The sequence below is a fragment of the Kineococcus sp. NPDC059986 genome (assembly GCF_040702905.1).
Taxonomy (GTDB): domain Bacteria; phylum Actinomycetota; class Actinomycetes; order Actinomycetales; family Kineococcaceae; genus Kineococcus.
On record NZ_JBFBND010000002.1, the window covers coordinates 1 to 21,922 of the forward strand.

Annotated in this window: 22 protein-coding genes; 7 read left to right on the plus strand and 15 right to left on the minus strand. The window is 74.1% G+C overall.

Annotated elements, in window-relative coordinates; translation table 11 throughout:
- Positions 1–211: 211 nt before the first annotated feature.
- The 6 genes from AB0637_RS02010 to AB0637_RS02035 all read right to left on the minus strand — a co-directional run bounded on the left by AB0637_RS02010 (position 212) and on the right by AB0637_RS02035 (position 4,745).
- Complete coding sequence (locus AB0637_RS02010) at positions 212–310, minus strand: AURKAIP1/COX24 domain-containing protein (RefSeq protein WP_012085056.1); 99 nt, start codon at positions 308–310, stop codon at positions 212–214.
- A gap of 179 nt (positions 311–489) precedes the next feature.
- Positions 490–690, minus strand: a complete 201-nt coding sequence (locus AB0637_RS02015) for a helix-turn-helix domain-containing protein (protein WP_106210166.1) — start codon at positions 688–690, stop codon at positions 490–492.
- Between the two features lie 192 nt (positions 691–882).
- The gene (locus AB0637_RS02020; RefSeq protein ID WP_366169742.1) at positions 883–1,998 is read right to left on the minus strand and encodes an acetoin utilization protein AcuC; all 1,116 of its coding nucleotides are present in this window, start codon (positions 1,996–1,998) and stop codon (positions 883–885) included.
- Positions 1,999–2,082: 84 nt separating this feature from the next.
- Positions 2,083–2,886 (minus strand): pyrroline-5-carboxylate reductase, encoded by an 804-nt coding sequence (gene proC, locus AB0637_RS02025; RefSeq protein WP_366169489.1) that lies wholly within the window; start codon positions 2,884–2,886, stop codon positions 2,083–2,085.
- 31 nt (positions 2,887–2,917) lie between these two features.
- Positions 2,918–3,757 (minus strand): sugar phosphate isomerase/epimerase, encoded by an 840-nt coding sequence (locus AB0637_RS02030; protein WP_366169490.1) that lies wholly within the window; start codon positions 3,755–3,757, stop codon positions 2,918–2,920.
- 10 nt (positions 3,758–3,767) lie between these two features.
- A complete protein-coding gene (locus AB0637_RS02035) occupies positions 3,768–4,745 on the minus strand; it encodes a Ppx/GppA phosphatase family protein (RefSeq protein ID WP_366169491.1) in 978 nt (325 codons plus the stop codon).
- 65 nt (positions 4,746–4,810) lie between these two features.
- On the opposite strand from AB0637_RS02035, the gene AB0637_RS02040 reads away from it, so the two are divergent.
- Entirely contained in the window at positions 4,811–5,614 is an 804-nt protein-coding gene (locus AB0637_RS02040; RefSeq protein WP_366169492.1) for a hypothetical protein, read from the plus strand.
- A complete protein-coding gene (locus AB0637_RS02045; RefSeq protein WP_366169493.1) occupies positions 5,614–6,300 on the plus strand; it encodes a class I SAM-dependent methyltransferase in 687 nt (228 codons plus the stop codon). Before AB0637_RS02040 ends, AB0637_RS02045 begins: the two co-directional genes overlap by 1 nt.
- Here the strand turns inward: AB0637_RS02045 and AB0637_RS02050 are convergent.
- Together AB0637_RS02050 and AB0637_RS02055 are read right to left on the minus strand one after the other, a co-directional pair.
- Complete coding sequence (locus tag AB0637_RS02050) at positions 6,267–8,042, minus strand: EAL domain-containing protein (RefSeq protein ID WP_366169495.1); 1,776 nt, start codon at positions 8,040–8,042, stop codon at positions 6,267–6,269. The two genes, AB0637_RS02045 and AB0637_RS02050, sit on opposite strands and share 34 nt — an antisense overlap.
- Positions 8,039–9,292: a diguanylate cyclase gene (locus tag AB0637_RS02055; RefSeq protein ID WP_366169496.1), complete on the minus strand. Its 1,254-nt coding sequence runs from the start codon at positions 9,290–9,292 to the stop codon at positions 8,039–8,041. The genes AB0637_RS02050 and AB0637_RS02055 overlap by 4 nt, the downstream gene beginning before the upstream one ends.
- An 80-nt stretch (positions 9,293–9,372) precedes the next feature.
- Between AB0637_RS02055 and AB0637_RS02060 the strand changes: the two genes are divergently transcribed.
- From AB0637_RS02060 to disA, 3 genes are all read left to right on the plus strand, one after another.
- Positions 9,373–9,738 carry a hypothetical protein gene (locus AB0637_RS02060; RefSeq protein WP_366169497.1) on the plus strand — a complete coding sequence of 122 codons (366 nt, stop codon included), beginning with the start codon at positions 9,373–9,375 and terminating at the stop codon, positions 9,736–9,738.
- Between the two features lie 81 nt (positions 9,739–9,819).
- A complete protein-coding gene (gene radA, locus AB0637_RS02065; RefSeq protein ID WP_366169498.1) occupies positions 9,820–11,214 on the plus strand; it encodes a DNA repair protein RadA in 1,395 nt (464 codons plus the stop codon).
- A gap of 95 nt (positions 11,215–11,309) precedes the next feature.
- Complete coding sequence (gene disA / locus AB0637_RS02070) at positions 11,310–12,389, plus strand: DNA integrity scanning diadenylate cyclase DisA (protein WP_366169499.1); 1,080 nt, start codon at positions 11,310–11,312, stop codon at positions 12,387–12,389.
- A 33-nt stretch (positions 12,390–12,422) separates the two neighbouring features.
- Here disA and AB0637_RS02075 read toward each other — a convergent pair whose 3' ends face one another.
- On the minus strand, positions 12,423–13,127 hold the full coding sequence (locus tag AB0637_RS02075; protein WP_366169500.1) for a BsuPI-related putative proteinase inhibitor: 705 nt from the start codon (positions 13,125–13,127) through the stop codon (positions 12,423–12,425).
- Between the two features lie 84 nt (positions 13,128–13,211).
- Between AB0637_RS02075 and AB0637_RS02080 the strand changes: the two genes are divergently transcribed.
- Positions 13,212–14,126, plus strand: coding sequence for an A/G-specific adenine glycosylase (locus AB0637_RS02080; RefSeq protein WP_366169501.1), 915 nt, complete (start codon positions 13,212–13,214; stop codon positions 14,124–14,126).
- A 56-nt stretch (positions 14,127–14,182) separates the two neighbouring features.
- On the opposite strand, the gene arfB is transcribed toward AB0637_RS02080, so the two are convergent.
- From arfB to AB0637_RS02105, 5 genes are all read right to left on the minus strand, one after another.
- Positions 14,183–14,608: an alternative ribosome rescue aminoacyl-tRNA hydrolase ArfB gene (gene arfB / locus AB0637_RS02085; protein WP_366169743.1), complete on the minus strand. Its 426-nt coding sequence runs from the start codon at positions 14,606–14,608 to the stop codon at positions 14,183–14,185.
- Positions 14,605–16,026: a gluconate:H+ symporter gene (locus AB0637_RS02090; protein WP_366169503.1), complete on the minus strand. Its 1,422-nt coding sequence runs from the start codon at positions 16,024–16,026 to the stop codon at positions 14,605–14,607. The genes arfB and AB0637_RS02090 overlap by 4 nt, the downstream gene beginning before the upstream one ends.
- 17 nt (positions 16,027–16,043) lie before the next feature.
- A complete protein-coding gene (locus AB0637_RS02095) occupies positions 16,044–16,538 on the minus strand; it encodes a gluconokinase (protein WP_366169504.1) in 495 nt (164 codons plus the stop codon).
- Complete coding sequence (locus AB0637_RS02100; protein WP_366169505.1) at positions 16,535–17,107, minus strand: amino-acid N-acetyltransferase; 573 nt, start codon at positions 17,105–17,107, stop codon at positions 16,535–16,537. Before AB0637_RS02100 ends, AB0637_RS02095 begins: the two co-directional genes overlap by 4 nt.
- Before the next feature lie 98 nt (positions 17,108–17,205).
- Positions 17,206–19,731: an ATP-dependent Clp protease ATP-binding subunit gene (locus AB0637_RS02105; RefSeq protein ID WP_366169506.1), complete on the minus strand. Its 2,526-nt coding sequence runs from the start codon at positions 19,729–19,731 to the stop codon at positions 17,206–17,208.
- Positions 19,732–19,983: 252 nt separating this feature from the next.
- On the opposite strand from AB0637_RS02105, the gene AB0637_RS02110 reads away from it, so the two are divergent.
- Complete coding sequence (locus AB0637_RS02110) at positions 19,984–20,553, plus strand: 2'-5' RNA ligase family protein (protein ID WP_366169507.1); 570 nt, start codon at positions 19,984–19,986, stop codon at positions 20,551–20,553.
- A 217-nt stretch (positions 20,554–20,770) separates the two neighbouring features.
- On the opposite strand, the gene AB0637_RS02115 is transcribed toward AB0637_RS02110, so the two are convergent.
- Positions 20,771–21,910 carry a citrate/2-methylcitrate synthase gene (locus AB0637_RS02115; RefSeq protein ID WP_366169508.1) on the minus strand — a complete coding sequence of 380 codons (1,140 nt, stop codon included), beginning with the start codon at positions 21,908–21,910 and terminating at the stop codon, positions 20,771–20,773.
- Positions 21,911–21,922: the final 12 nt, after the last annotated feature.

Genomic DNA, 21,922 nt, shown 5'->3' on the forward strand with positions numbered 1-21,922 from the left:
CGACGAGGACAGCGCGTCGCTGAAGTTCGCCGTCGAGTCCGGGTCGGCGGGCGAGGAGTTCCGCCGCGTCACCCTGTCCGCCAGCTTCGCCGAGCCTCGCTTCCATTCATCGACAGCGAGGTGCCAACGATCCGGCGCCAGAGCGGTGACCGGGGCGCCCCGGACAGCACGAAGGGCGGGTCCCCCACCGGGGGACCCGCCCTTCAGCACATCACTTCTTGTTGCGACGCTGGTGACGCGTGCGACGGAGCAGCTTGCGGTGCTTCTTCTTCGCCATGCGCTTGCGACGCTTCTTGATGACAGAGCCCAAGGGGTCCTCGCTCACTCGATACGACTGGTTGCTGCCGACGCACCGGAGGACCGGCGGACGACGTGCCGCTCAGCGAGCGGCAGACCGTCCGCGAGTCTACCCGCCCGCCGGTGCCCGGAACGTCGACGCTCCCGCGGAGGCGCTCGGGCGGTGTCTCAGGCCGTGTCTCGGGCCGTGTCTCAGGCGGTGTCGATGAACGACTGCCGCAGGTACTCGTGGACGGCGTCCTCGGGCACGCGGAAGGAGCGGCCGACGCGGACGGCGGGCAACTCCCCGTTGTGCACGAGGCGGTACACCGTCATCTTCGACACGCGCATCATCGACGCGACCTCGGCCACGGTCAGGAACCGGACCTCGGACAGCGGGCGATCCTCAGGCATCCCCACAGCACCCTTCAGTTCGCGCGCCATTTGCGCACCGTCCCCCGCGGACGGCCCGGTGGGGGCGCGTTCGCAGTCCACTCTAGGGGCACGTGTGACGTGCGTGGAAGGTATCCGTGCTCATTGAGTCACACAGAGTGACCTGAACAGCCTGTGACCAGCACTTACGCTCGGTAAAAATCTGCTGGGAGATCAGTCGAAGTCCGGATCCAGCCCGTGCAACGGGAACGCGGCCCGGCGGGTGGCGAGGATCGCGCGGTCCACGGCGTCGTCCGGGTCGTAGCCGGACTCCCACCCCGTGAAGGTCGCGGGCTCACCGTCCGTCATCGTCGCGGGGGCCTCCCGGTCGAACACCCGCTCGACGTGCGCCCGCCAGGAGGCCGGCAGCGGGGTCGACGGGTCCAGCGGCTGCTGCGACGCCTCGGCCACCAGGTTGGCCCACGTGCGCGGCACGACGTCGACGACCTCGTAGCCGCCGCCCCCCAGGGCCAGCCACCGTCCCCCCGACGCCTCGTGGGCCAGCGCGTGCATCGCGGCCGACGCGACCCGCTGGGCGTCGACCGAGACCGCCAGGTGCCCCAGGGGGTCCAGGGAGTGGGTGTCGCAGCCGTGCTGCGTGACGAGGACGTCGGGGGCGAAGGCCGTCACGAGCTGCGGGACCACGGCGTGCACGGCCCGCAACCAGCCGGCGTCGCCCGTCCCGGCCGGCAGCGCGAGGTTCACGGCACCGCCGAGCGCGTCCGGTCCCCCGAGCTCGTCGGCGAACCCCGTGCCCGGGAACAGCGTCGTCCCGGACTCGTGGACGCTGAGCGTCAGGACGCGCGGGTCGTCCCAGAAGACGGCCTCGGTGCCGTCGCCGTGGTGGCAGTCGAGGTCGACGTAGGCGACGCGTTCGGCGCCGTCCCGCAGCATCGCGACGATGGCCGCCGCGGCGTCGTTGTAGACGCAGAACCCGCTGGCGCAGCCCGGTTTCGCGTGGTGCATCCCCCCGCAGAAGTTCACCCCGTGCAGCGTCCGGCCCGCGACGAGGGCGCGCCCGAGGTCGACGGACCCGCCCACGATCCGGGCCGCCGCCTCGTGCATCCCGGGGAAGGCGGGGTCGTCCTCGGTGCCGAGCCCGAAGACCTCCTGCGCCTGCCGGGGGTCGGCCGAGGCCGCCTTGACGGCCTCGACGTAGGCGCGGTCGTGGACGGTGCACAGCAGCTCGTCGTCGGCGGGTTCGGCGCCGACGACGGAGACCCCCGGCCGGTCGAAGAGGCCGAGGTCGGCGCACAGGCGGGCCGTCAGGTCGAGCCGGACGGGGGCCATCGGGTGCCACCGACCGAAGTCGTAGCGCGTGAACGCCGGGTCCCAGACGACCTGCACCTCGTCCCGCGAGCCCTCCCCCACGGCTCAGCCCCCCGACAGCTGCTGGGACCGGGCCGCCGCGGCCTCGACCGCGGAGATGAGCGCGGCCCGCACGCCGGAGTCGTCGAGCTGACGCAGCGCCGCAGCCGTCGTGCCGGCGGGGGACGTCACCTGCTCGCGCAGGACCGTCGGGTGCTGCCCCGTCTCGCGCAGCATCGCCCCCGCGCCGACGACCGTCTGGACGACGAGCTCGGTGGCCGTGGCGCGCGGGAGCCCGAGGAGGACCCCGGCCTCGACCATGGCCTCGACGACGTAGAAGACGTACGCCGGACCGGACCCGGACAGCGCGGTGACGGCGTCGAGGTGCTTCTCGGCCAGCACGACCGTCCGCCCGCAGGAGCGCAGCAGGTCCTCGGCCTCGGCCAGCTGGGCGTCCGCGCAGGACGACCCGGCCGCGAGCGCCGCCATGCCCTCGTCGACGAGGGCCGGCGTGTTCGGCATGACCCGCACGACCGCCGTGCCCGTCGGGAGCCGGGCCTCGATGGCCGCGGTCGTGACGCCGGCGGCGAGGGAGACGACGAGCGCGTCGGCGTCCAGGTGCGGGGCCAGGGAGTCCAGCAGCGCGGGCAGGTCCTGCGGTTTGACGGCCAGCAGCACCGTGCGGGCGCCCCGCACGGCGGCGACGTCGTCGACGACCCGCACGCCGAAGCGCTCGTGCAGCTCGCGGCCGCGACCGGCCCGCCGGTCCACCACGAGGACGTCGTCCGCGGCGCGACCCGCGCGCAGCAGACCCCCGAGCAGCGTCTGGCCCATCACTCCCGCACCGACCATCGCCAGCGTCACGTGCACTCCCCTTCGTCCGTCCGCCGCTCGGGCCCGTTCACGCCGTGACCTCCGGGGTCCGCGCCAGGTGCTCGCGGGCGAAGCGGAGGGTGCGGGCGAGCGCCTCCTCCCGGGCCGCGCGACCGCGGGCGCGGCGCGTGTTCACCTCGGCGGCGACGACACCGTCGAACCCGCTGCGCGCCAGTTCGGCCAGAGCCGCGGCGACGGGCTGGGTGCCGTCGCCGGGGACGAGGTGCTCGTCCTTGGCCGACCCGGTGCCGTCGCACAGGTGGACGTGGGCGAGCCGTGAGCCGAACGCCCGCGTCAGCTCCAGGCAGTCCTGCCCCGAGGTCGCGGCGTGGGAGTAGTCCAGCGTGAGGTTCCGGTAGCCGAGCGCGGTCGGGTCCCAGCCGGGCGCGTAGGCCACGAGCTCCCGTCCGCGGGCGCGCCAGGGGAACATGTTCTCCACGGCCATGGTGACGCCCGTGCGCGTCTCGAGCGCCTCGATGCCGGCGACGAAGCCGTCGGCGTACTCGCGCTGCCAGCGGAACGGCGGGTGCACGACGACGGTGCCGGCGCCGAGGGCCCCGGCCAGCTCCGCGGACCGTTCGAGCTTGCCCCACGGGTCGCCCCGACCCCAGGTGCGCTGGGTCAGCAGGAGCGTCGGGGCGTGCACGGACACCACGGGCACGCCGAAGTGCTCGACGAGCCGACGCAGCGCGGCCGCGTCCTGGCTGACGGGGTCGGTCCAGACGAGCACCTCGACGCCGTCGTAGCCCAGGCGCGCGGCGATCTCGAAGGCGGCCGTCGTCGACTCGGGGTACGAGCACGTCGTCGACAGGGCCACGCGGATCCGGCCCTCGGGCAGGTCAGCGGCGGTCGGGGACGTGTCTTCCACGGCGCTCACGCTAGTTCCCCGTCCCGACACCGCCGTGCGCGCCGTCCACAGCCGCACCCGCCGCGGTGATCGCGTCGAGGCGGCGCAGGATGACGCCCTCGCGCAGCGCCCACGGGCAGACGACGGCCTCCTCGACGCCCAGCAGCTCGAAGGCCGCCTCGGCGACGAGCGCGCCCGCGAGCACCTGCGGCGCGCGTTCGACGCTGACCCCGGGCAGCTCCGCGCGCTGGCGGAACGTCATGCCCGCGAGCTTGGGCACCCAGGCGGCGAGGTCGTCGCGGCGCAGGACGCGGCGCACCGCGGGACCGTCCTCCGCGGGGGCGGCCCCGGTGAGGCGCGCGAGGCTGCGGAACGTCTTGGACGTGACGACGACGCGGTCGGGCGTCCCGGCGCGGGTCACGTCGCGCACCCGGGCCGCGACCTGCTGGCGCACCGAGCGCCGCACGTCGCGGACGGCCTCGGGGGACGGGGGGTCACCGGCGAGGCGGTCGCGGGTCAGGCGGCCGGCGCCCAGCGGCAGGGAGAAGGAGACGTCGGGCGCCTCGTCGAGACCGGCGCCCACCTCGAGCGACCCGCCCCCGATGTCCAGGACGAGGAGCCGACCGGCGGACCAGCCGAACCAGCGGCGCACGGCGAGGAACGTCAGGTCGGCCTCGGCGGTGCCGGGCAGCACCTGCAGACGCACCCCCGTCGCCCGTTCGACGTGGTCGAGCACGTCCTCGCCGTTGGCGGCCTCGCGCACGGCGGACGTCGCGAACGCCAGCACCTCGCTGACGCCCGCGTCCTCGGCGGCGGCGGCGGCCGCCGCGACGGCGTCGGTGAGCGCGTCGACGCCCGCGGCGTCGATCGCGCCCTCGGGGGTCAGGTGCTCGGCGAGCCGCAGCAACCGCCGCGTGGAGTTCGCCGGCAACGGGTGGGCCCCGGGGTGGGCGTCGACCACGAGCAGGTGGACCGTGTTGCTGCCCACGTCCAGGACACCCAAGCGCACGCGGCGACCCTAGTGGACCTGGACGGGTGCGCCGTGCGCCCCGGACGCGCGCCTACGCTGCAGCGGTGAGCGTCGAGACCCCGCTGGACACGGCCCGGCTGTGGCTGGAGTTCCCCGACCCCGAGGACCTGGCGTCCGCGACGGGACCCGAGGACCAGCCCTCGACGGTGTACCGCGTCGACCTGACGTGGCTCACGAGCGACTACACGTGCATCTTCGGCAACGGCTGCCCGGGGATCTACGCCGACCGGCCCGACGTGGGCTGCTGCGCACTCGGGGCCCACTTCACGGAGAAGGCCGACGAGAAGCGCGTCGCCGAGGTCGTCCGTCGGCTCACCCCCGAGGTGTGGCAGTTCCACGACGAGGGCCGTGCGGGCGGCTGGACCGAGGTCGAGGACGGCGAGCGCAAGACCCGCGTCCACGAGGGCGGCTGCATCCTGGCCAACCGGCCGGGTTTCCCCGCCGGCGCCGGCTGCGCACTGCACCTGCAGGCCCTGCGCGACGGGGTCGACCCGCTCACCTACAAACCCGACGTCTGCTGGCAGCTGCCGCTCAAGCGCTCCTACCGCACGGTCACGCGCGGGGACGGTTCGACGTACCTCGAGGTGAGCATCGCCGAGTACGACCGCCGCGGCTGGGGTGAGGGCGGCCACGACCTCGACTGGTACTGCACCGGCAACCCCGCCGCCCACGTCGGGGAACGACCCGTGTTCCTCAGCTGCGAGAACGAGTTGCGCGAGATGATCGGCGACGCACCGTACGAGGAGCTGGCCCGGCACTGCGAGGCCCTCGTGGCGCGGACGCGGTCGGGGTCGGCGCACCGGCGGCTGCTCCCGCTGACCGTCCACCCCGCCGACCGGGGCCGGTAGTGGACGGGGTCGTCCCCAGCCCGAACATCTGGGGGTCCCCCGACGTCTACGAGCTGGAGAACCTCGCCGTCGACCGCGGCGGGCTGGTCGAGGCCACGATGCGCGGGATCCACGACTGGGCGGGGCTGGACGTCCTCGACGTCGGCTGCGGGACGGGTTTCCACCTCCCGCGGTTCGCGGCGACGGCGCGGTCGGTGACCGGCGTCGAACCGCACCCACCCCTGCTGCACCGGGCCCGGGACCGCACGGCCGGGACTCCGGGAGTCCGTGTGCTGCAGGGCGAGGCGGGGGCGCTGCCGCTGCCGGACGCGTCCGTCGACGTCGTCCACGCGCGGTGGGCCTACTTCTTCGGTCCCGGCTGCGAACCCGGGCTGGCCGAACTCGACCGCGTGGTGCGCCGCGGCGGGACGGCGTTCGTCCTCGACAACGACGCCACCCGCTCGACGTTCGGCCGGTGGTTCGCGACGTCCCTGCCGTCCTACGACGCGGTCGCGGTCGACCGGTTCTTCGCCCGCCGGGGCTGGGCGGTCGAACGCCTCGACGTCGCCTGGGAGTTCGACTCCCGCGCCGACCTCGAGGCCGTCGTGCGGATCGAGTTCGCCCCGCGGCTGGCCGACGCCTTCCTGGCCGGCCACGCCGGGACGACCGTGGACTACGCGGTCGTGCTGCGCCACAAGAGGTTCTGAGGACCCCGGCGGCCGGACTGGCGGGCCAGGTGCTCGTGCACCGCGGCCTCCGGCAGCGGCCGGGCGAACAGGTAGCCCTGGCCCCACGTGCAGCCCGCCTCGGCGACGAGCCGGGCGACCTGGTCGGTCTCGATGCCCTCGGCCACCGTCGTCAGCCCGAGACCGGAGGCGAGCGCCGCGATGCCCGAGAGCACCGCGACCCCCTGCCCGTCGGCGACGTCGTCGAGGAAGGACTTGTCGATCTTCAGCTTGTCCACCGGCAGGCGCCGCAGGTACGACAGCGAGGAGTAGCCCGTCCCGAAGTCGTCGAGCGCCGTGCGCACGCCGAGGGCGCGCAACCGCAGCAGCGTCTCGCGCGCCGCCGAGAGGTCGGCGACGGCGGCGCTCTCGGTGACCTCCAGGCACAGCGCGGCCGGGTCGACGGCGTGCCGGGCCAGGGCGTCGGCGACGAGGCCCGCGAGTTCGGGCTGCAGCAGCTGGTGCCCGGAGAGGTTCACGCTGACGAGGACGTCCGCACCGGCGGCGCGGTGGAACCCGGCGCTGGCGCGCAGCGCCCGGTCGAGCACGAACGCCCCGAGGTCCAGGATCGTCTCGGAGTCCTCCGCGATGGGCACGAAGACGTCCGGGGGCACGGCGCCGCGGTGCGGGTGCTGCCAGCGGACGAGGGCCTCCACGCCCACCGTCGACCCCAGCGAGAGGTCGACGAGCGGCTGGTACACGACCTCCAGCTCGCCCTGGGCGACGGCCTGGCGCAGGTCGGCCGCCAGTTCGGCGCGGTCGTGGCGGGCGTCGAGCAGGCTGCGGGAGAAGGGGACCGCCTGGTCCCCGCCCACCGCCTTCGCCGCGGCGAGGGCGACGTCGGCGTGCTGGAAGAGCTCCCGCACCCGGTCCTGGGGGTCGGGGGCGGCCGCCGCGGCGAGCGCCGTCCCGGCCCCGGCGGTCACGACGACGGACCGCCCGCCCAGGGTCACGGGTTCGCGGACCGCGCGCACGCAGCGCTCGGCCACGACCGCGACGGCCCGGCCGACGGTGCGTTCGGCCCCGGTCACGAGGACGGCGAACTCGTCCCCGTCGAGGCGGGCGAGGACCGCGTCGCCCCCGACGGCCCGCGCGAGCCGCTCGGCGGTGCGCCGGACGACCTCGTCCCCCGCCGAGTGCCCCTGCCGGTCGTTGACGGCCTTGAGCCCGTCGAGGCCGAGGAGCACGAGGCCGCAGGTCGCCCCCGTCGCGGTGGCGGCGGCGAACGTCTCGAAGAGGCTGCGGCGGTTGGGCAGACCGGTGAGGGCGTCGTGGTCGGCGGCGAACCGCAGCGCTTCCAGGGCGCGCCGCTCCTCGGTGGTGTCCAGGCAGTTCCAGATGACCCCCCGGATCCCCCGTTCGTGGCGGGCGTCGCTGAACCGGACGCGGCACCAGCGGACCTCACCCGTGCTCCGGACGAGGTAGCGGTGCTCGGAGTCGACGGGGCCGGCGTCGGGCAGGCAGGCCTGCCGCAGCCGCTCGCGGGCCCGGTCCCGGTCCTCGGGGTGGATCCACTCGAACGCGTCGCGCCCGACCAGACCCCAGCGGTCGAGGTTCCACCGCCGGCTGAAGGACGGGCTGAGGAAGGAGACGGTGCCGTCCGGGCTCGTGACGAGCACCTCGTCGGCGGCCTGGCGGGCCAGCGCCTCGTAGCTGGGCGAGACCACGGGCAGGCCCATCCGGCGCAGCCGCTCGCCGATCCGCATCCGCTGCGCGCGGTTCACGCCGTGGCTCCCGCGACGGGCTGGGCGGCGGGCTGCACGAGGGTGGCCCCCGCCAGCACGACGGCGTCGCGGCCGAGCGCCTTGGCGGCGTAGACGGCCTCGTCCGCGCCGGCGAGCGCGTGCTCCCAGGGACCGCGGGCGGCGCCCACGCTGACCGTCACCACCCCACCGCGGGGGTGCGGCAGTCCCAGGTCGCGCACCGCCGTGCGCAGTCGATCGCCGGCCACCTGCACGTCGTCCTCCCCCGGGTCGACCCCAGCGCGGCCCTCGACGTCGAGCACCACGACGAACTCCTCCCCGCCGAACCGGGCGACCACGTCGGTGGGACGGCTCGCGGCGGCGAGGGCCTGCGCGACCAGCCTGAGGCACCGGTCGCCCTCCAGGTGGCCGAACCGGTCGTTCAGCTCCTTGAAGTGGTCCACGTCCACGAGCAGGACGCCGGAGCGGCCTGCGGTGCGCGGGTGGGCACCGACGCGGTCGTGCAGGCCGCGTCGGTTGAGCAGCCCGGTGAGCTCGTCGCGGACGGCGGCCTGGGCCAGGGCCGCGATGAGCTCCTCGCGCTCGGCGGCGAGCCGGCGCTCGCGGTGCTCGGCGAGGAAGCGGGCTCGTTCGCTCTCCTCGAGGGTCCCGGCCAGCACGAGCCCGAACAGGCCGCTCACGGCGGCCGCGAGCAGTGCGGTGGCCTGGATCGCGACGGGGTCGGACCCGACGTACCACTGCCCCCACCCGAAGGCGGCCACCATCGTGGCCAGCACGACCGACGCCCCCCGGACGTCGTTGCGCAGCAGCGTGCTGAAGAACACGACGACGATGAGGGCGCCCGCGAAGTAGGCCCCACCGAGCGCGTCGGGGGCGCTGTGCTGCACCACGGCGATGACCGCTACGACGAGCGAGGCGGCACCGGCCACCAGCGGCACGTCCACCCGGGACCCCGGGCAGGAGGCGATCCGGCGCCCGCGCAGCCACAGGCCCACGAGCGTGACGGGTGTCACCAGGCCCAGTCGCAGCCCGAGGGACAGCGCGAGCACCTGCGGGGCCAGCACGAGGTCGATGAGGACGTAGAGGTCGAGGAAGACGAGGCCGAGCAGGGCCGTCGGGACGAACCAGCGCGACCGGGACGCGTTGCGCACCACCTGGAACTCCCGTTCCAGGTCCGCCTCGAAGGGCCGGGGCAGCAGGCTGCCTGCTCGGCGCGGTGCGGTCACCCTGGTGGTGTCGGCGCCCCCGCCCGGGCTCCGGAGTCCGCTCACCCGCCCGGCGTAGGAGCCGTGGCGCGACGCAGGATGCACCTGGGTCGCCGCGGAGGGTCACGAGCGTGGATGATGGACGCATGAGCGCGCACGCCACCCCGCCGGTCCAGCACGAGGAACAGCGGGCCATCGCCCCCATCAAGTGGTCGCGGCCCAACCGCGGCACGGTGATCGCGCTGGTCATCTGGGCGGTCGGCCTCGTCCTGTCCGGCGTCGTGCCGCTGCTGCTGCTGGGGTCGAACCCCTACGAGGCGGCCCCGGGCAGCCGGATCGTCGTCGGGCTCACCTTCACGCTCATCGGCGCGCTCGTCATGGTCTTCTCGGCCTACCTGCTCTACCGCAAGAGCGGCAGCATCGGCGCCGCGATCCTCGCCTTCGTGCCCAGCTTCGTCATGGCGACGCTCGGCATCCTCATGACGACCATGAAGGTCCTCTACGGCACCTGACCGGCGAGCACGCTCCGACACGACCCCCGCACCGGCCCCGGTGCGGGGGTCGTGTCGTACCCGGCGCCTACCGTGCGACCCGTGCCCGCGAAGAGCTCCGCCCGCCCGTCCGCGAAGTCCCGTCCCGCCTACAAGTGCGCCGAGTGCGGCTGGACGACGGCCAAGTGGGTCGGCCGCTGCGGGGAGTGCCAGGCGTGGGGCACGGTCGAGGAGGTCGGGACGGCGCCGGTCCGCACGACGGTCGCCGCGCCCGTCCGCGAGCCCGCGCGGCCCATCGCCGACGTCGACGTCGAGGCCGCACGCGCGACGTCGACGGGGGTCGACGAGTTCGACCGGGTCCTCGGCGGCGGCCTGGTGCCCGGCGCGGTCGTGCTCATGGCGGGTGAGCCGGGTGTCGGGAAGTCGACGCTGCTGCTCGACGCCGCCTCCCGCGCGGCGTCCTCGGGTCGCACGGTCCTCTACGTCACGGCCGAGGAGTCCGCGGCCCAGGTCCGGCTGCGCGCCGAGCGGATCGGCGCGCTCCGGCCGCGGCTGCTGCTGGCCTCCGAGACGGACCTGGCCACCGTGCTCGGCCACGTCGAGCAGTCGAACCCCGACCTGCTGGTCGTCGACTCGGTGCAGACGGTCGCGTCCGGTGAGGTCGACGGGGCCGCGGGCGGCGTCTCGCAGGTCCGGGAGGTCGCCGGCGCGCTCATCGGGGTCGCCAAGCGGCGCGGGATGGCGACGCTGCTCGTCGGCCACGTGACGAAGGACGGCTCCATCGCGGGGCCGCGCACGCTCGAGCACCTCGTCGACGTCGTCTGCCAGTTCGAGGGCGAACGGCACTCGCGCCTGCGCCTGCTGCGCGCGGTGAAGAACCGGTACGGCCCCACCGACGAGGTCGGCTGCTTCGAACTGGGCGAGGACGGCATCGTCGGGCTGCCCGACCCGAGCGGCCTCTTCGTCTCCGGCACACCGGAACCCGTGGCGGGAACGTGCGTCACGGTGACGTTGGAGGGACGCCGGCCGCTGCTGGCCGAACTGCAGTCGCTCGTGTCCACCGACACGACCCCCGGCAACGCGCGCCGGGTCACCAGCGGGCTCGACGCGAGCCGGATGGCGATGGTCCTCGCCGTCGTGCAGCGCCGCCTCGGGGTGGCCCTGGGCAACCGGGACACGTTCGTGGCGACCGTCGGCGGGGTGAAGCTCACCGAGCCGTCGGTGGACCTGGCCGTCGCCCTGGCCGTCGCCAGCGCGGCCAAGGACCGGCCGCTCGCCGCGGGCACCATCGCGCTCGGGGAGGTGGGGCTCGCCGGGGAGGTGCGCCGGGTCACGGGGGTCCCGCGACGGCTGAGCGAGGCCGCCCGGCTGGGGTTCACGACGGCGATCGTGCCCAAGGGCTCCCTCGGCGACGGTCCTCCGCCGGCCGGGTTGCGGGTGCACGAGGTCGAGACCCTCCACGACGCCTGCGCCGCGGCCCGACTGGTGTCCTCGTGAAACCGTTCGCGGGAGGTCGGCACCCGTTCGGCGGGTCGCACCGCTAGACTCCGCCCAGGTTCGTGGTCGTGACGTGCGAGGTTCGGAGGTGGCCGGTGGTGGACCGCACCCCCGAGGAGGTCCTCCGGGCGACGTTGGCGATCGTCGCGCCGGGGACGGAACTGCGCGACGGGCTCGAACGCATCCTCCGCGGCCGCACGGGCGCGCTCATCGTCCTCGGGTTCGACCGGGTCGTGGACTCCCTGTCCACCGGGGGTTTCGCCCTCGACGTCGAGTTCTCCGCGACGCGGCTGCGCGAGCTGGCCAAGATGGACGGGGCGATCGTCCTCGACCGGGACGTGTCCCGCATCCTGCGTGCCGCCGTCCAGCTGGTGCCCGACTCCTCCATCGAGACGAGCGAGTCCGGAACCCGCCACCGCACGGCCGAGCGCGTCGCCAAGCAGACGGGTTTCCCCGTCATCTCGGTCTCGCAGTCCATGCGGATCGTCGCGGTCTACACCGGGAACCGCCGCTACGTGCTCGAGGGGTCCGACGCGATCCTGGGGCGCGCGAACCAGGCGCTGCAGACGCTCGAGCGCTACCGCGCCCGCCTCGACGAGGTGACGGGGACGTTGTCGGCCCTCGAGATCGAGGACCTGGTGACGGTCCGCGACGTCTGCTCCGTGGTGCAGCGCATCGAGATGGTCTCCCGGATCGCCGACGAGATCTCCGGGTACGTCGTGGAACTCGGCGTCGACGGCCGCCTGCTGTCGCTGCAGCTCGACGAGCTCGTCGGCGGGGTCGGCCCGGACCGCGAACTCGTCGTCCGCGACTACCTCGAGGCCTCCCGGCACGAGGGGCCGCTGGAGGTCGTGCTGGAGGCCCTGGCCAACCTGCACTCCGCCGACCTGGTCGACCTCGCCTCCGTGGCCCGTGTCCTGGGTTTCTCCGTCGGCGGCGACTCCCTCGACTCCGCGGTGTCCCCGAAGGGTTTCCGCCTCCTCAACCGCGTCCCGCGGCTGCCGGGGGCGATCGTCGAACGTCTCGTCGACCAGTTCGGCGACCTGCAGAAGCTGCTCGCGGCGAGCATCGACGACCTCATGACGGTCGACGGCGTCGGCGAGCAGCGGGCCCGCGCCGTGCGCGAAGGGCTCTCCCGGCTGGCCGAGAGCTCGATCCTCGAACGCTACGTCTGACGACGTCTCGTCACGGCCCGGCCGGGGTGACCCTCAGCCCGCGAGCGCGAAGGTGAGGGGCGCGGCGGCGACGCCGTCCCACGTGCCGGTGACCGTGTACGTCCCCGGCTCGACGGCCGTCTGACCGGTGGGGCACCCGGCCGCGGAGTGCTGCCGCGACCACGTGATGTTCTTGGAGCTCTTCTCCCCCGGGTCGAGCTGCTCGGTCGCCGTCGCGCCCTTGGTCTGGCAGTCGGCGCTGGACCACACCTTCGTGCCGCGCGAGTCCGTGATCGTCAGGACGCGGACCGCGCTGCTGCTCTCGACGGTGCACGGGGTCTGCGAGGTGTTCTCGAGCGTCAGCACGAGGTTCGGGGCCTGGCCGGGCCCGTAGGTGGTGGCCTTGGTGGTGAGGACCGCGGTGAGGGACTGGTCGGAGCAGGCGGTCGTCGCCGCGGTGCCCGTCGCGCTGCCGGTGGCCGTGTCCGTGGCGGTGCCGCTCGCCGTGGCGCTGTCCGACGGGGTGCCCGACGCGGTGCCCGTCGGGGTCCCGGTGGGCGTCTGCGCGTCCGTCGTGGCGACCGTGCTGGGGTCCAGCTTCGTCGGCCCCTGCGCGCGGGCGTCGTCGGGCGTCGTGAGGGCGCGGACCGCGAGCGCCACCAGCACGACGACCACGACGAGTGAGACCACGACCACGAGGCGTCGCCGCCAGTACGTGCCCTTGTCCTCCGGACCGACCGGGTGCAGGACGCTGCTCACCGGGCGACGGTAGGCGCCGTCCCGTGGGCCGCGGTGGAGGCGCGCCGCGACCGTGGTCGATGCGCCGTGCGACGATCCAGCGCGATGAGCACGACCCCCGCCGCCGCCTCCCTCGACGCCGCCTCCCTCGACGACCTGCACACCCGCGTCCTGCGCTGGTACGACGAGCGCGCCCGCGACCTGCCGTGGCGCGCCGCCGACCGCACCCCGTGGGGTGTCCTCGTGAGCGAGGTGATGCTGCAGCAGACCCCCGTCACGCGGGTGCTGCCGCAGTGGCTCGCGTGGATGGAGCGCTGGCCGACCCCCTGCGACCTCGCCGCGGCCGCACCGGGCGAGGCCGTCCGGGCCTGGGACCGCCTCGGCTACCCGCGCCGGGCGCTGCGCCTGCACGCCGCCGCGGTCGCCATCCGGGACGAGCACGGCGGCGTCGTCCCCGACGACCACGCGCAGCTGCTGTCCCTGCCCGGGATCGGCACCTACACGGCCGCGGCCGTCGCCTCGTTCGCCTTCGGGCAGCGGCACGCCGTCGTCGACACCAACGTGCGCCGCGTCCACGCCCGCGCCGTCACGGGTGCGGCCGAGCCGGCGACGGCGCTCACGTCCGCCGAGCAGCGGCTGGCGGTCGCCCTGCTCCCGCAGGACGCCCCGACGGCCGCCCGCTGGGCCGTGGCGGTCATGGAGCTCGGCGCGCTGGTCTGCACGGCACGGTCCCCACGCTGCGACGACTGCCCCCTGCTGGACCGGTGCGCGTGGGTGCTCGCGGGCCGGCCCGCCCACGACGGTCCCGCCCGCCGCGGCCAGGCGTGGGCCGGGACGGACCGCCAGGTGCGGGGGAAGCTGCTCGCCGTCCTGCGCGCGAGCGCCGACCCGGTGCCGGCGCGGGACCTGGAGGCCTGCTGGCCCGACGCCCGGCAGCGCGCCCGCTGCCTCGACGGCCTCGTCGCCGACGGTCTCGTCGAACCCCTCGAGGACGGGCGCTTCACCCTCCCCCGCACCTGAGCACCTGAGCACCCCACGGCGCCTCCCGGGGACCCCGGGACGGGCGGTCGTGCGGGTCAGTCGTCGGAGGAGCGGCGCAGGCGCTTGGTCTCCCCGCGCCGGCGCTTGCCGTCGAGGCGGCGGCGCTGGGACCCGCGGGTCGGGCGGGTGGCGCGGCGGGCGGCCGCGGGCGGGGCGAAGGCCAGCGCCAGCAGGGACCGCAGCCGTTCCGCCGCAGCGGCCCGGTTGCGCAGCTGCGCCCGGTGCTCGGAGGCCGCCACGGTGAGGACACCGTCGACGAGCCGGGCCTCGAGCCGCTCCAGGGCGCGCTCGCGGAGGTCGTCGGGGACCGAGGGCGAGCGGAGCAGGTCGAAGGACAGCTCCACGCGGGAGTCGGTCGTGTTGACGCCCTGCCCGCCGGGCCCGGAGGACCGGGAGAACCGTTCGTGCAGCTCGGCCTCGGGGACGGTGACCCGCCGGTTGACGACGAGGTCCACGGTCAGACGACGAGCGAGAGCAGGAGCACCCCGACCAGCCCGCAGACGGAGATCACCGTCTCCATGACCGACCAGCTCTTGAGCGTCTGCCCCACGGTCAGGCCGAAGAACTGCTTCACCAGCCAGAACCCGACGTCGTTGACGTGGGAGAAGAACAGCGACCCGGCGCCGATGGACAGCGCGAGCAGCGCGAGGTGGTTGGCGCTGAGGTCGCCCGCCAGCGGCGCGACGATGCCGGCCGCGGTGATGGTGGCGACGGTGGCCGACCCCGTCGCGAGGCGGATGAACACCGCGACGAGCCAGCCCAGGACGAGCGGCGACAGCGAGAGCGCGGCGGCCTGCTGACCGACGAGGTCGCCGATCTTCGCGTCGACGAGGACCTGCTTGAACCCGCCGCCCGCGGCGATGATGAGCAGCGTCGAGGCGATGGGCGGCAACGACGCGTCGATGGTCGAGCCGATCTTGCGCCGGTCCATCCCGACGGCCCTCCCGAGCAGCGGGATCGCGACGAGCACCCCGATGAGCAGGGCCACCAGCGGCGTCCCGAGGGCGTAGAGCAGGTCGTGGACCGGGTTGCCCTCCCCCGAGACGATCTCGGCGACGGCGCGGGCCAGCATGAGGACGACGGGCAGCAGCACGACCGTCAGGACGGCGATGAGCTTCGGGCGGCGGGTGTGCTCGTCGGCGCCGCCGAGGTCACCGCCGGAGGTGGGCAGGTGCTCGGCGTCCTGCGGGCCGTACTTCGACACGAGCGGCGCCAGCAGCGGCCCGGCGATGATCACGGTCGGGATCGCGAGGATCAGGCCGAACCCCAGCGTCAGTCCGAGGTCGGCCTTGAGGTTGGCGATCGCGACGAGCGGGCCGGGGTGCGGCGGGACGAACCCGTGCAGGACGGACAACCCCGCCAGGGCGGGGATCCCGAGCGCCAGGACGGGCCGGCCGGTGCGCTTGACGACGAGCAGCACGATCGGGACGAGGAGCACGAGGCCGATCTCGAAGAACAGGGGCAGCCCGACGAGGGCGGCGGCCCCGGCGAGGGCCCAGGGCAGGGCCTTGCCGTGGACGCGGTCGACGATCCGGTCGACGATCTCGTTCGCCCCGCCGGAATCGGCGAGGAACCGGCCCAGGACCGCGCCGAGGGCCACGAGGATCCCGACGTCGGCGAACGTCTTGCCCGCGCCGCCGGCCTGCCCGGTCGCGTCCCCCAGGCCGATGGAGAACGACGTCACGATGTCGCCGACCGACAGCCCGGCGACGAGCCCGAGGACCGCCGACCCCAGCAGCAGGGCGATGAACGCGTTGAGCTTGGCCCAGGAGACGGTCACGACGACGACCGCGATCCCGAGGAGCGCCGCGACCACCAGCCGGGTGTCGTGGCCGGTCCAGGCCGCAGCCTGGACGGCCAGGGGGACGGACACGGGCATGGGGTGCTCCCTCCGGGTCAGAGGTGGCTGAGCACCTCGTCGAGAACTTGGGCGGGACCACCCTGCACCCGCACCCGGAACCCGCGCTCATCGGGGTGCAGGTCCTCGAGGGTGTCGAGCTGGCTGCGCAGCAGCGATGCGGGCATGTAGTGCCCCTCGCGGTGGGCGACCCGGTCTTGCAGGACCTCGTCGGGCACCTCGAGCTCGCAGAACACGACCGAGGGGTTGCCCTCGGCCAGGAGGTCCCGGTACGCGCGCTTGAGCGCGGAGCAGGTGACGACGGCCGACTCCCCCGCGGCCTCGCGCTCACCGATCCAGGCGGCGATGGACCGCAGCCACGGCCAGCGGTCCTCGTCGGTCAGGGGGTGTCCCGACCGCATCTTCTCGACGTTGGCCTCGCTGTGGAAGTCGTCGCCCTCGGCGTACGTCCACCCCTTGGCCTTCGACAGGTCCTGGGCCAGCGTCGTCTTCCCGCTGCCCGAGACCCCCATGACGATGACGGTCGTGCTCATGCCCCTCCTCGTTCCGGTGTCGCACCCGGTCCTGCGGTGAGTCGCAGCATCCGGCTGTTGCCCAACGTGTTCGGTTTGACGCGGGCCAGGTCGAGGAACTCCGCGACCCCCTCGTCGTGGCTGCGCAGCATCTCGGCGTAGACCTCCGGTTCGACCGGGGTCCCCTCGATCTCGACGAACCCGTGCCGTTCGAAGAACGCCTTCTCGAAGGTGAGGCAGAACAGCCGGGTCACCCCGAGGGCGTCGGCGCGGTCCAGCAGCGCGGTGAGGATGAGGTGCCCGGCACCCGCGCCGCGCACCGTCGGGTCGACCGCGAGGGTGCGCACCTCGGCGAGGTCCTCCCACAGCACGTGCAGGGCACCGCAACCGACCACCCGGCCCCCGAACCCTTCGTCGTCGACCAGCTCGGCGACGACGAACTCCTGGACGGCCTCGTACAGGGTGATGAGTTCCTTGCCGAGCAGGATCCGCTGCCGCGCGTACTCCTCGACGAGGCGTCGGACCTCGCGCACGTCCCCCGTGCGGGCGGGACGGACCCGGACCTGCGGACGGACCTCGGCGTTCGGCATCCCGCGATCCTCCCAGACCGGCGCCGGAGCGCCGCGGGCGGGAACGCCGACGGCCCGGCACCCCCTGGTGGGGGTCCCGGGCCGAACCGGTGAGGAGGTCAGTCCTTGGAGAGGTCGGGACCGGTGCTCGTGGTGCCGTCACCGACGGGGACGGTCACGGGCAGGTCGTCCTTGGAGGTGCCCTCGAAGGTGAACTTCTTCGCGTCGCCCTCGCCCTCGGTGTCGACCGAGACGATCTGGCCGGCGCGCAGGTCGCCGAACAGGATCTTCTCCGACAGGACGTCCTCGATGTCGCGCTGGATCGTGCGGCGCAGAGGACGGGCACCGAGGACCGGGTCGTAGCCCTTGGTGGCCAGCAGCACCTTCGCGGACGGCGTGAGCTCGATGCCCATGTCCTTGTCCTTGAGGCGGCTGTCGAGCCGGGCCAGGAACAGGTCGACGATCTGGATGATCTCGTCCTGCGTCAGCTGCGGGAACACGACGATGTCGTCGACGCGGTTGAGGAACTCGGGCCGGAAGTGCTGCTTGAGCTCCTCGTTGACCTTCGACTTCATTCGCTCGTAGTTCGTCAGCTGGGTCTGGGACCCCGCCGCGAACCCCGTGCCGACGCCCTTGGAGATGTCCCGGGTGCCGAGGTTCGTGGTCATGATGATCACGGTGTTCTTGAAGTCGACCATGCGGCCCTGGGAGTCGGTCAGGCGACCGTCCTCCAGGATCTGCAGGAGCGAGTTGAAGATGTCCGGGTGGGCCTTCTCGACCTCGTCGAAGAGGACGACCGAGAACGGCTTGCGGCGCACCTTCTCCGTCAGCTGGCCACCCTCCTCGTACCCGACGTAGCCGGGGGGCGAGCCGAAGAGCCGCGAGACGGTGTGCTTCTCGGAGAACTCGCTCATGTCGAGCTGGATGAGCGCGTCCTCCTCACCGAAGAGGAACTCCGCGAGGGCCTTGGCGAGCTCGGTCTTCCCGACGCCGGTGGGGCCGGCGAAGATGAACGACCCACCGGGGCGCTTGGGGTCCTTGAGGCCGGCCCGCGTGCGGCGGATGGCCTGGGACAGCGCCCGGATCGCGTCGTTCTGACCGATGACGCGCTTGTGGAGCTCGGCCTCCATGTTGAGCAGGCGCGAGGACTCCTCCTCGGTGAGGCGCACGACGGGGATGCCCGTCGCGGTGGCCAGCACCTCGGCGATCAGCTCCTCGTCCACCTCGGCGACCACGTCCATGTCACCGGACTTCCACTGCTTCTCGCGCTCGCCCTTCTGCGCCAGGAGCTTCTTCTCCTTGTCGCGCAGGGAGGCCGCCTTCTCGAAGTCCTGCGCGTCGATCGCGCTCTCCTTCTCGCGGCGGACGTCGGCGATGCGCTCGTCGAACTCGCGCAGGTCCGGCGGTGCGGTCATGCGGCGGATGCGCAGTCGCGCGCCCGCCTCGTCGATGAGGTCGATCGCCTTGTCCGGCAGGTACCGGTCGTTGACGTAGCGGTCGGCCAGCGTCGCGGCGGCCACGAGGGCGGCGTCGGTGATCGAGACGCGGTGGTGCGCCTCGTACCGGTCGCGCAGGCCCTTGAGGATCTCGATGGCGTGCGACAGCGTCGGCTCGGGGACCTGGATGGGCTGGAAGCGACGCTCCAGGGCAGGGTCCTTCTCGATGTGCTTGCGGAACTCGTCGAGGGTCGTCGCCCCGACGGTCTGCAGCTCACCGCGGGCCAGCATCGGCTTGAGGATGCTCGCGGCGTCGATCGCGCCCTCGGCGGCACCGGCACCCACGAGGGTGTGGATCTCGTCGATGAACAGGATGATGTCGCCGCGGGTGCGGATCTCCTTGAGGACCTTGCGCAGGCGCTCCTCGAAGTCACCGCGGTAGCGCGACCCGGCGACGAGGGCGCCGAGGTCGAGCGTGTAGATCTGCTTGTCCTTGAGGGTCTCGGGGACCTCGCCGCGCACGACGGCCTGGGCCAGGCCCTCGACGACGGCGGTCTTCCCGACACCCGGCTCCCCGATGAGGATCGGGTTGTTCTTGGTGCGACGCGAGAGGACCTGCATGACGCGCTCGATCTGCGGGTCGCGACCGATGACCGGGTCCAGCTTGCCCTCGCGGGCGGCCTGGGTCAGGTTGCGGCCGAACTGGTCGAGGACCAGCGAGCCCGACGGGGTGCCCTCCTGGGGGCCGCCGGCGGTCGCGGGCTCCTTGCCCTGGTAACCGCTCAGGAGCTGGATGACCTGCTGCCGGACGCGGTTGAGGTCGGCGCCGAGCTTGACGAGGACCTGCGCGGCGACGCCTTCACCCTCGCGGATGAGGCCGAGCAGGATGTGCTCGGTCCCGATGTAGTTGTGTCCCAGCTGCAGCGCTTCGCGCAGCGACAGCTCGAGGACCTTCTTGGCGCGGGGGGTGAAGGGGATGTGACCGGACGGGGCCTGCTGGCCCTGGCCGATGATCTCCTGGACCTGCTCGCGGACGGCGTCCAGGGAGATGCCCAGCGACTCGAGGGCCTTGGCGGCGACGCCTTCGCCCTCGTGGATCAGGCCGAGCAGGATGTGCTCGGTCCCGATGTAGTTGTGGTTGAGCATCCGGGCCTCTTCTTGGGCCAGGACGACGACCCGTCGGGCGCGGTCGGTGAACCTCTCGAACATGCGGCGCTCCTCGCGGGTGGTCGGATCCGGACTGCACGGGGGGCAATCCCCCGACCGGACCATTCCGATGCTAGTCCCGAGCTCTGACACTCTCACTCCCATCGGCGGCGCCCGGGGGCACCTGACGGTGATCGTGAACGAGTCGTGACTCGGTTGTCCTGTCCAACCTGCGCTCCGGGTGGGGTGTTCCGCCACTTCGTTCGCCGTCGGCGCAACGGTTCGGGGCCTCTGCACGCCGCTACGGTCGGCGCTGTGCAGGAGCAGACGGCGCTCGTCGTGGAGGTGCCCGCCGCGGACCCCGCCGTCGCGCCCTGGCGCCGCCGGTACGACCGCGCCGCCCGCGCCGGCGTCCCGGCCCACGTGACGGTCTGCTTCCCCTTCCTGCCGCCGCACGAGCTGGACGACCACGAGCGAGACGGCCACGAGCGGGACGACGACGTCGAGGAGGCCCTCGCGGTCCTCGCCGGGGCGACGCCCGGCTTCGCCGCGACCTTCACCCGCGTCGACTCCTTCGGCGAGGCGGTGCTGTGGCTCGCCCCCGAGCCCGACGAACCCCTGCGCGCCTTGACCCGGGCCGTCTGCACGACCTTCGGCCTCCTGCCCTACGGCGGAGCCCACGGCGGGGTCGACGACGCGGTGCCGCACCTGACGGTGGCCGAGGACCCGCCCGACCCGGCCGCCGTCCGCGCCGACCTGGCCCCGCAGCTGCCGATCACCCAGCACGTCCGGCAGCTGACGCTGCTCCAGGGCGCGTTCGTCCCCGGCGGGTGGCGCGTGCGCCGCCGCTTCCCGCTGGCTGGCCGGACAGCCGACCCGAGGTAGCGGGGCTGTGCGGGATGTCTGCACGCCGGCCCCGGGAACGAGCGTTCTGGCCTCTGCGGGCGGGCAGCGTGCAGACATCCCGTACGCGCCCACCCGTCGGCCCCGACCCGAGCGGGGTACGGCACCCCTCACTGTCCGCCCGCACGGCCCGGAAGGGCGCGTTGCCTCCACGAGGACGATGACCGGCCGCGGGGAGGCAACGAGGACCACCGCGGGGTCAGGGCACCGGGACGGGGGCGGCGGGGCCGGTGTAGCGGGCCGAGGGCCGGACGATCCGCGGGTCGCCGGCCTGCTCCAGGACGTGGGCGCACCACCCGACGACGCGGCTCGTCGCGAACGTGGGGGTGAACAGGGCCGGGTCGATCCCGCACGTGGCCATGACGACCCCCGCGTAGTACTCGACGTTGGCGTGCAGGGCGCGCCCCGGCTTGAGCTCGGCCAGGGCCGCGACGACGCGCTCCTCCACGGCCACCGCGAGGTCGGCGAGGTCGCCGCCGAGCTCGAGCGCCGTCTCGCGCAGGAGCTCGGAGCGGGGGTCGGCCGTGCGGTAGACGGCGTGCCCGAAGCCCATGACCCGCCGGCCGGCGGCGAGCTGCTCGCGGACCCACGCGGCGGCCCGGTCGGGGGACCCGATCTCGTCCAGGGCGGCCAGGGCCCGGTCCGGGGCCCCGCCGTGCAGCGGTCCGGAGAAGGCGCTGAGCGCCGCCACCACGGCCGCCACGACGTCGGCGCCGGTCGAGGCGACGACGCGGGCCGTGAAGGTCGAGGCGTTGAACCCGTGGTCGACCGTCGCCACGAGGTAGCGGCGCAGCGCCCGGACGTGGGCGGGGGGCGCCTCCCGTCCCGTGAGCATCCAGAGCCAGTTCGCCGCCGCGTCCAGGTCGTCGCGCGGCGGCACGGGCGGCAGACCCGCCCGGGTGCGGTGCAGCGCGGCGAGCACCGTCGGCACCACGGAGCAGACCCGCAGCGCGTCGGCCGCCCGCTGCGCGGGCGTGAGGTCCAGGACGGGACGCGCGCCCTCGGCGGCCCCGAGCAGCGACAGTGCCGTGCGCAGCCCGGCGAGCGGGGAGCCGCCCGCGGCCGCGAGCAGGGGCAGGGCCTCGGCGAGCACCGGGGGCAGGACCCGCAGCGGGGCGACCTCCGCACCGAACGCGGCCACCTCGGCCGCCGAGGGCAGGTGGCCGCGGTGCAGCAGGAACCACACGTCCTCGACGGTCCGCGTGCGGGCCAGGTCAACGGCGGAGTACTGCCGGTAGTGGAAGAAGCCCTCCTCACCGCGGACGTCGCCGAGCTCGGTGGTCGTGACGACGACGCCGCGCAGGCCGGCCGGGACGTCGGTGGTGAGGGGTGCGCTCATGCCCCGCAGCGT

Bases quoted from the DNA above. Each gene is read 5' to 3' on its own strand.
- AB0637_RS02015 (WP_106210166.1), bottom strand. From the start codon at position 690: ATGCCTGAGGATCGCCCGCTGTCCGAGGTCCGGTTCCTGACCGTGGCC.
- AB0637_RS02020 (WP_366169742.1), bottom strand. From the start codon at position 1,998: ATGGCCCCCGTCCGGCTCGACCTGACGGCCCGCCTGTGCGCCGACCTC.
- AB0637_RS02060 (WP_366169497.1), top strand. From the start codon at position 9,373: ATGAGCGCGCACGCCACCCCGCCGGTCCAGCACGAGGAACAGCGGGCC.
- AB0637_RS02080 (WP_366169501.1), top strand. From the start codon at position 13,212: ATGAGCACGACCCCCGCCGCCGCCTCCCTCGACGCCGCCTCCCTCGAC.
- AB0637_RS02090 (WP_366169503.1), bottom strand. From the start codon at position 16,026: ATGCCCGTGTCCGTCCCCCTGGCCGTCCAGGCTGCGGCCTGGACCGGC.
- AB0637_RS02095 (WP_366169504.1), bottom strand. From the start codon at position 16,538: ATGAGCACGACCGTCATCGTCATGGGGGTCTCGGGCAGCGGGAAGACG.
- AB0637_RS02100 (WP_366169505.1), bottom strand. From the start codon at position 17,107: ATGCCGAACGCCGAGGTCCGTCCGCAGGTCCGGGTCCGTCCCGCCCGC.
- AB0637_RS02105 (WP_366169506.1), bottom strand. From the start codon at position 19,731: ATGTTCGAGAGGTTCACCGACCGCGCCCGACGGGTCGTCGTCCTGGCC.
- AB0637_RS02115 (WP_366169508.1), bottom strand. From the start codon at position 21,910: ATGAGCGCACCCCTCACCACCGACGTCCCGGCCGGCCTGCGCGGCGTC.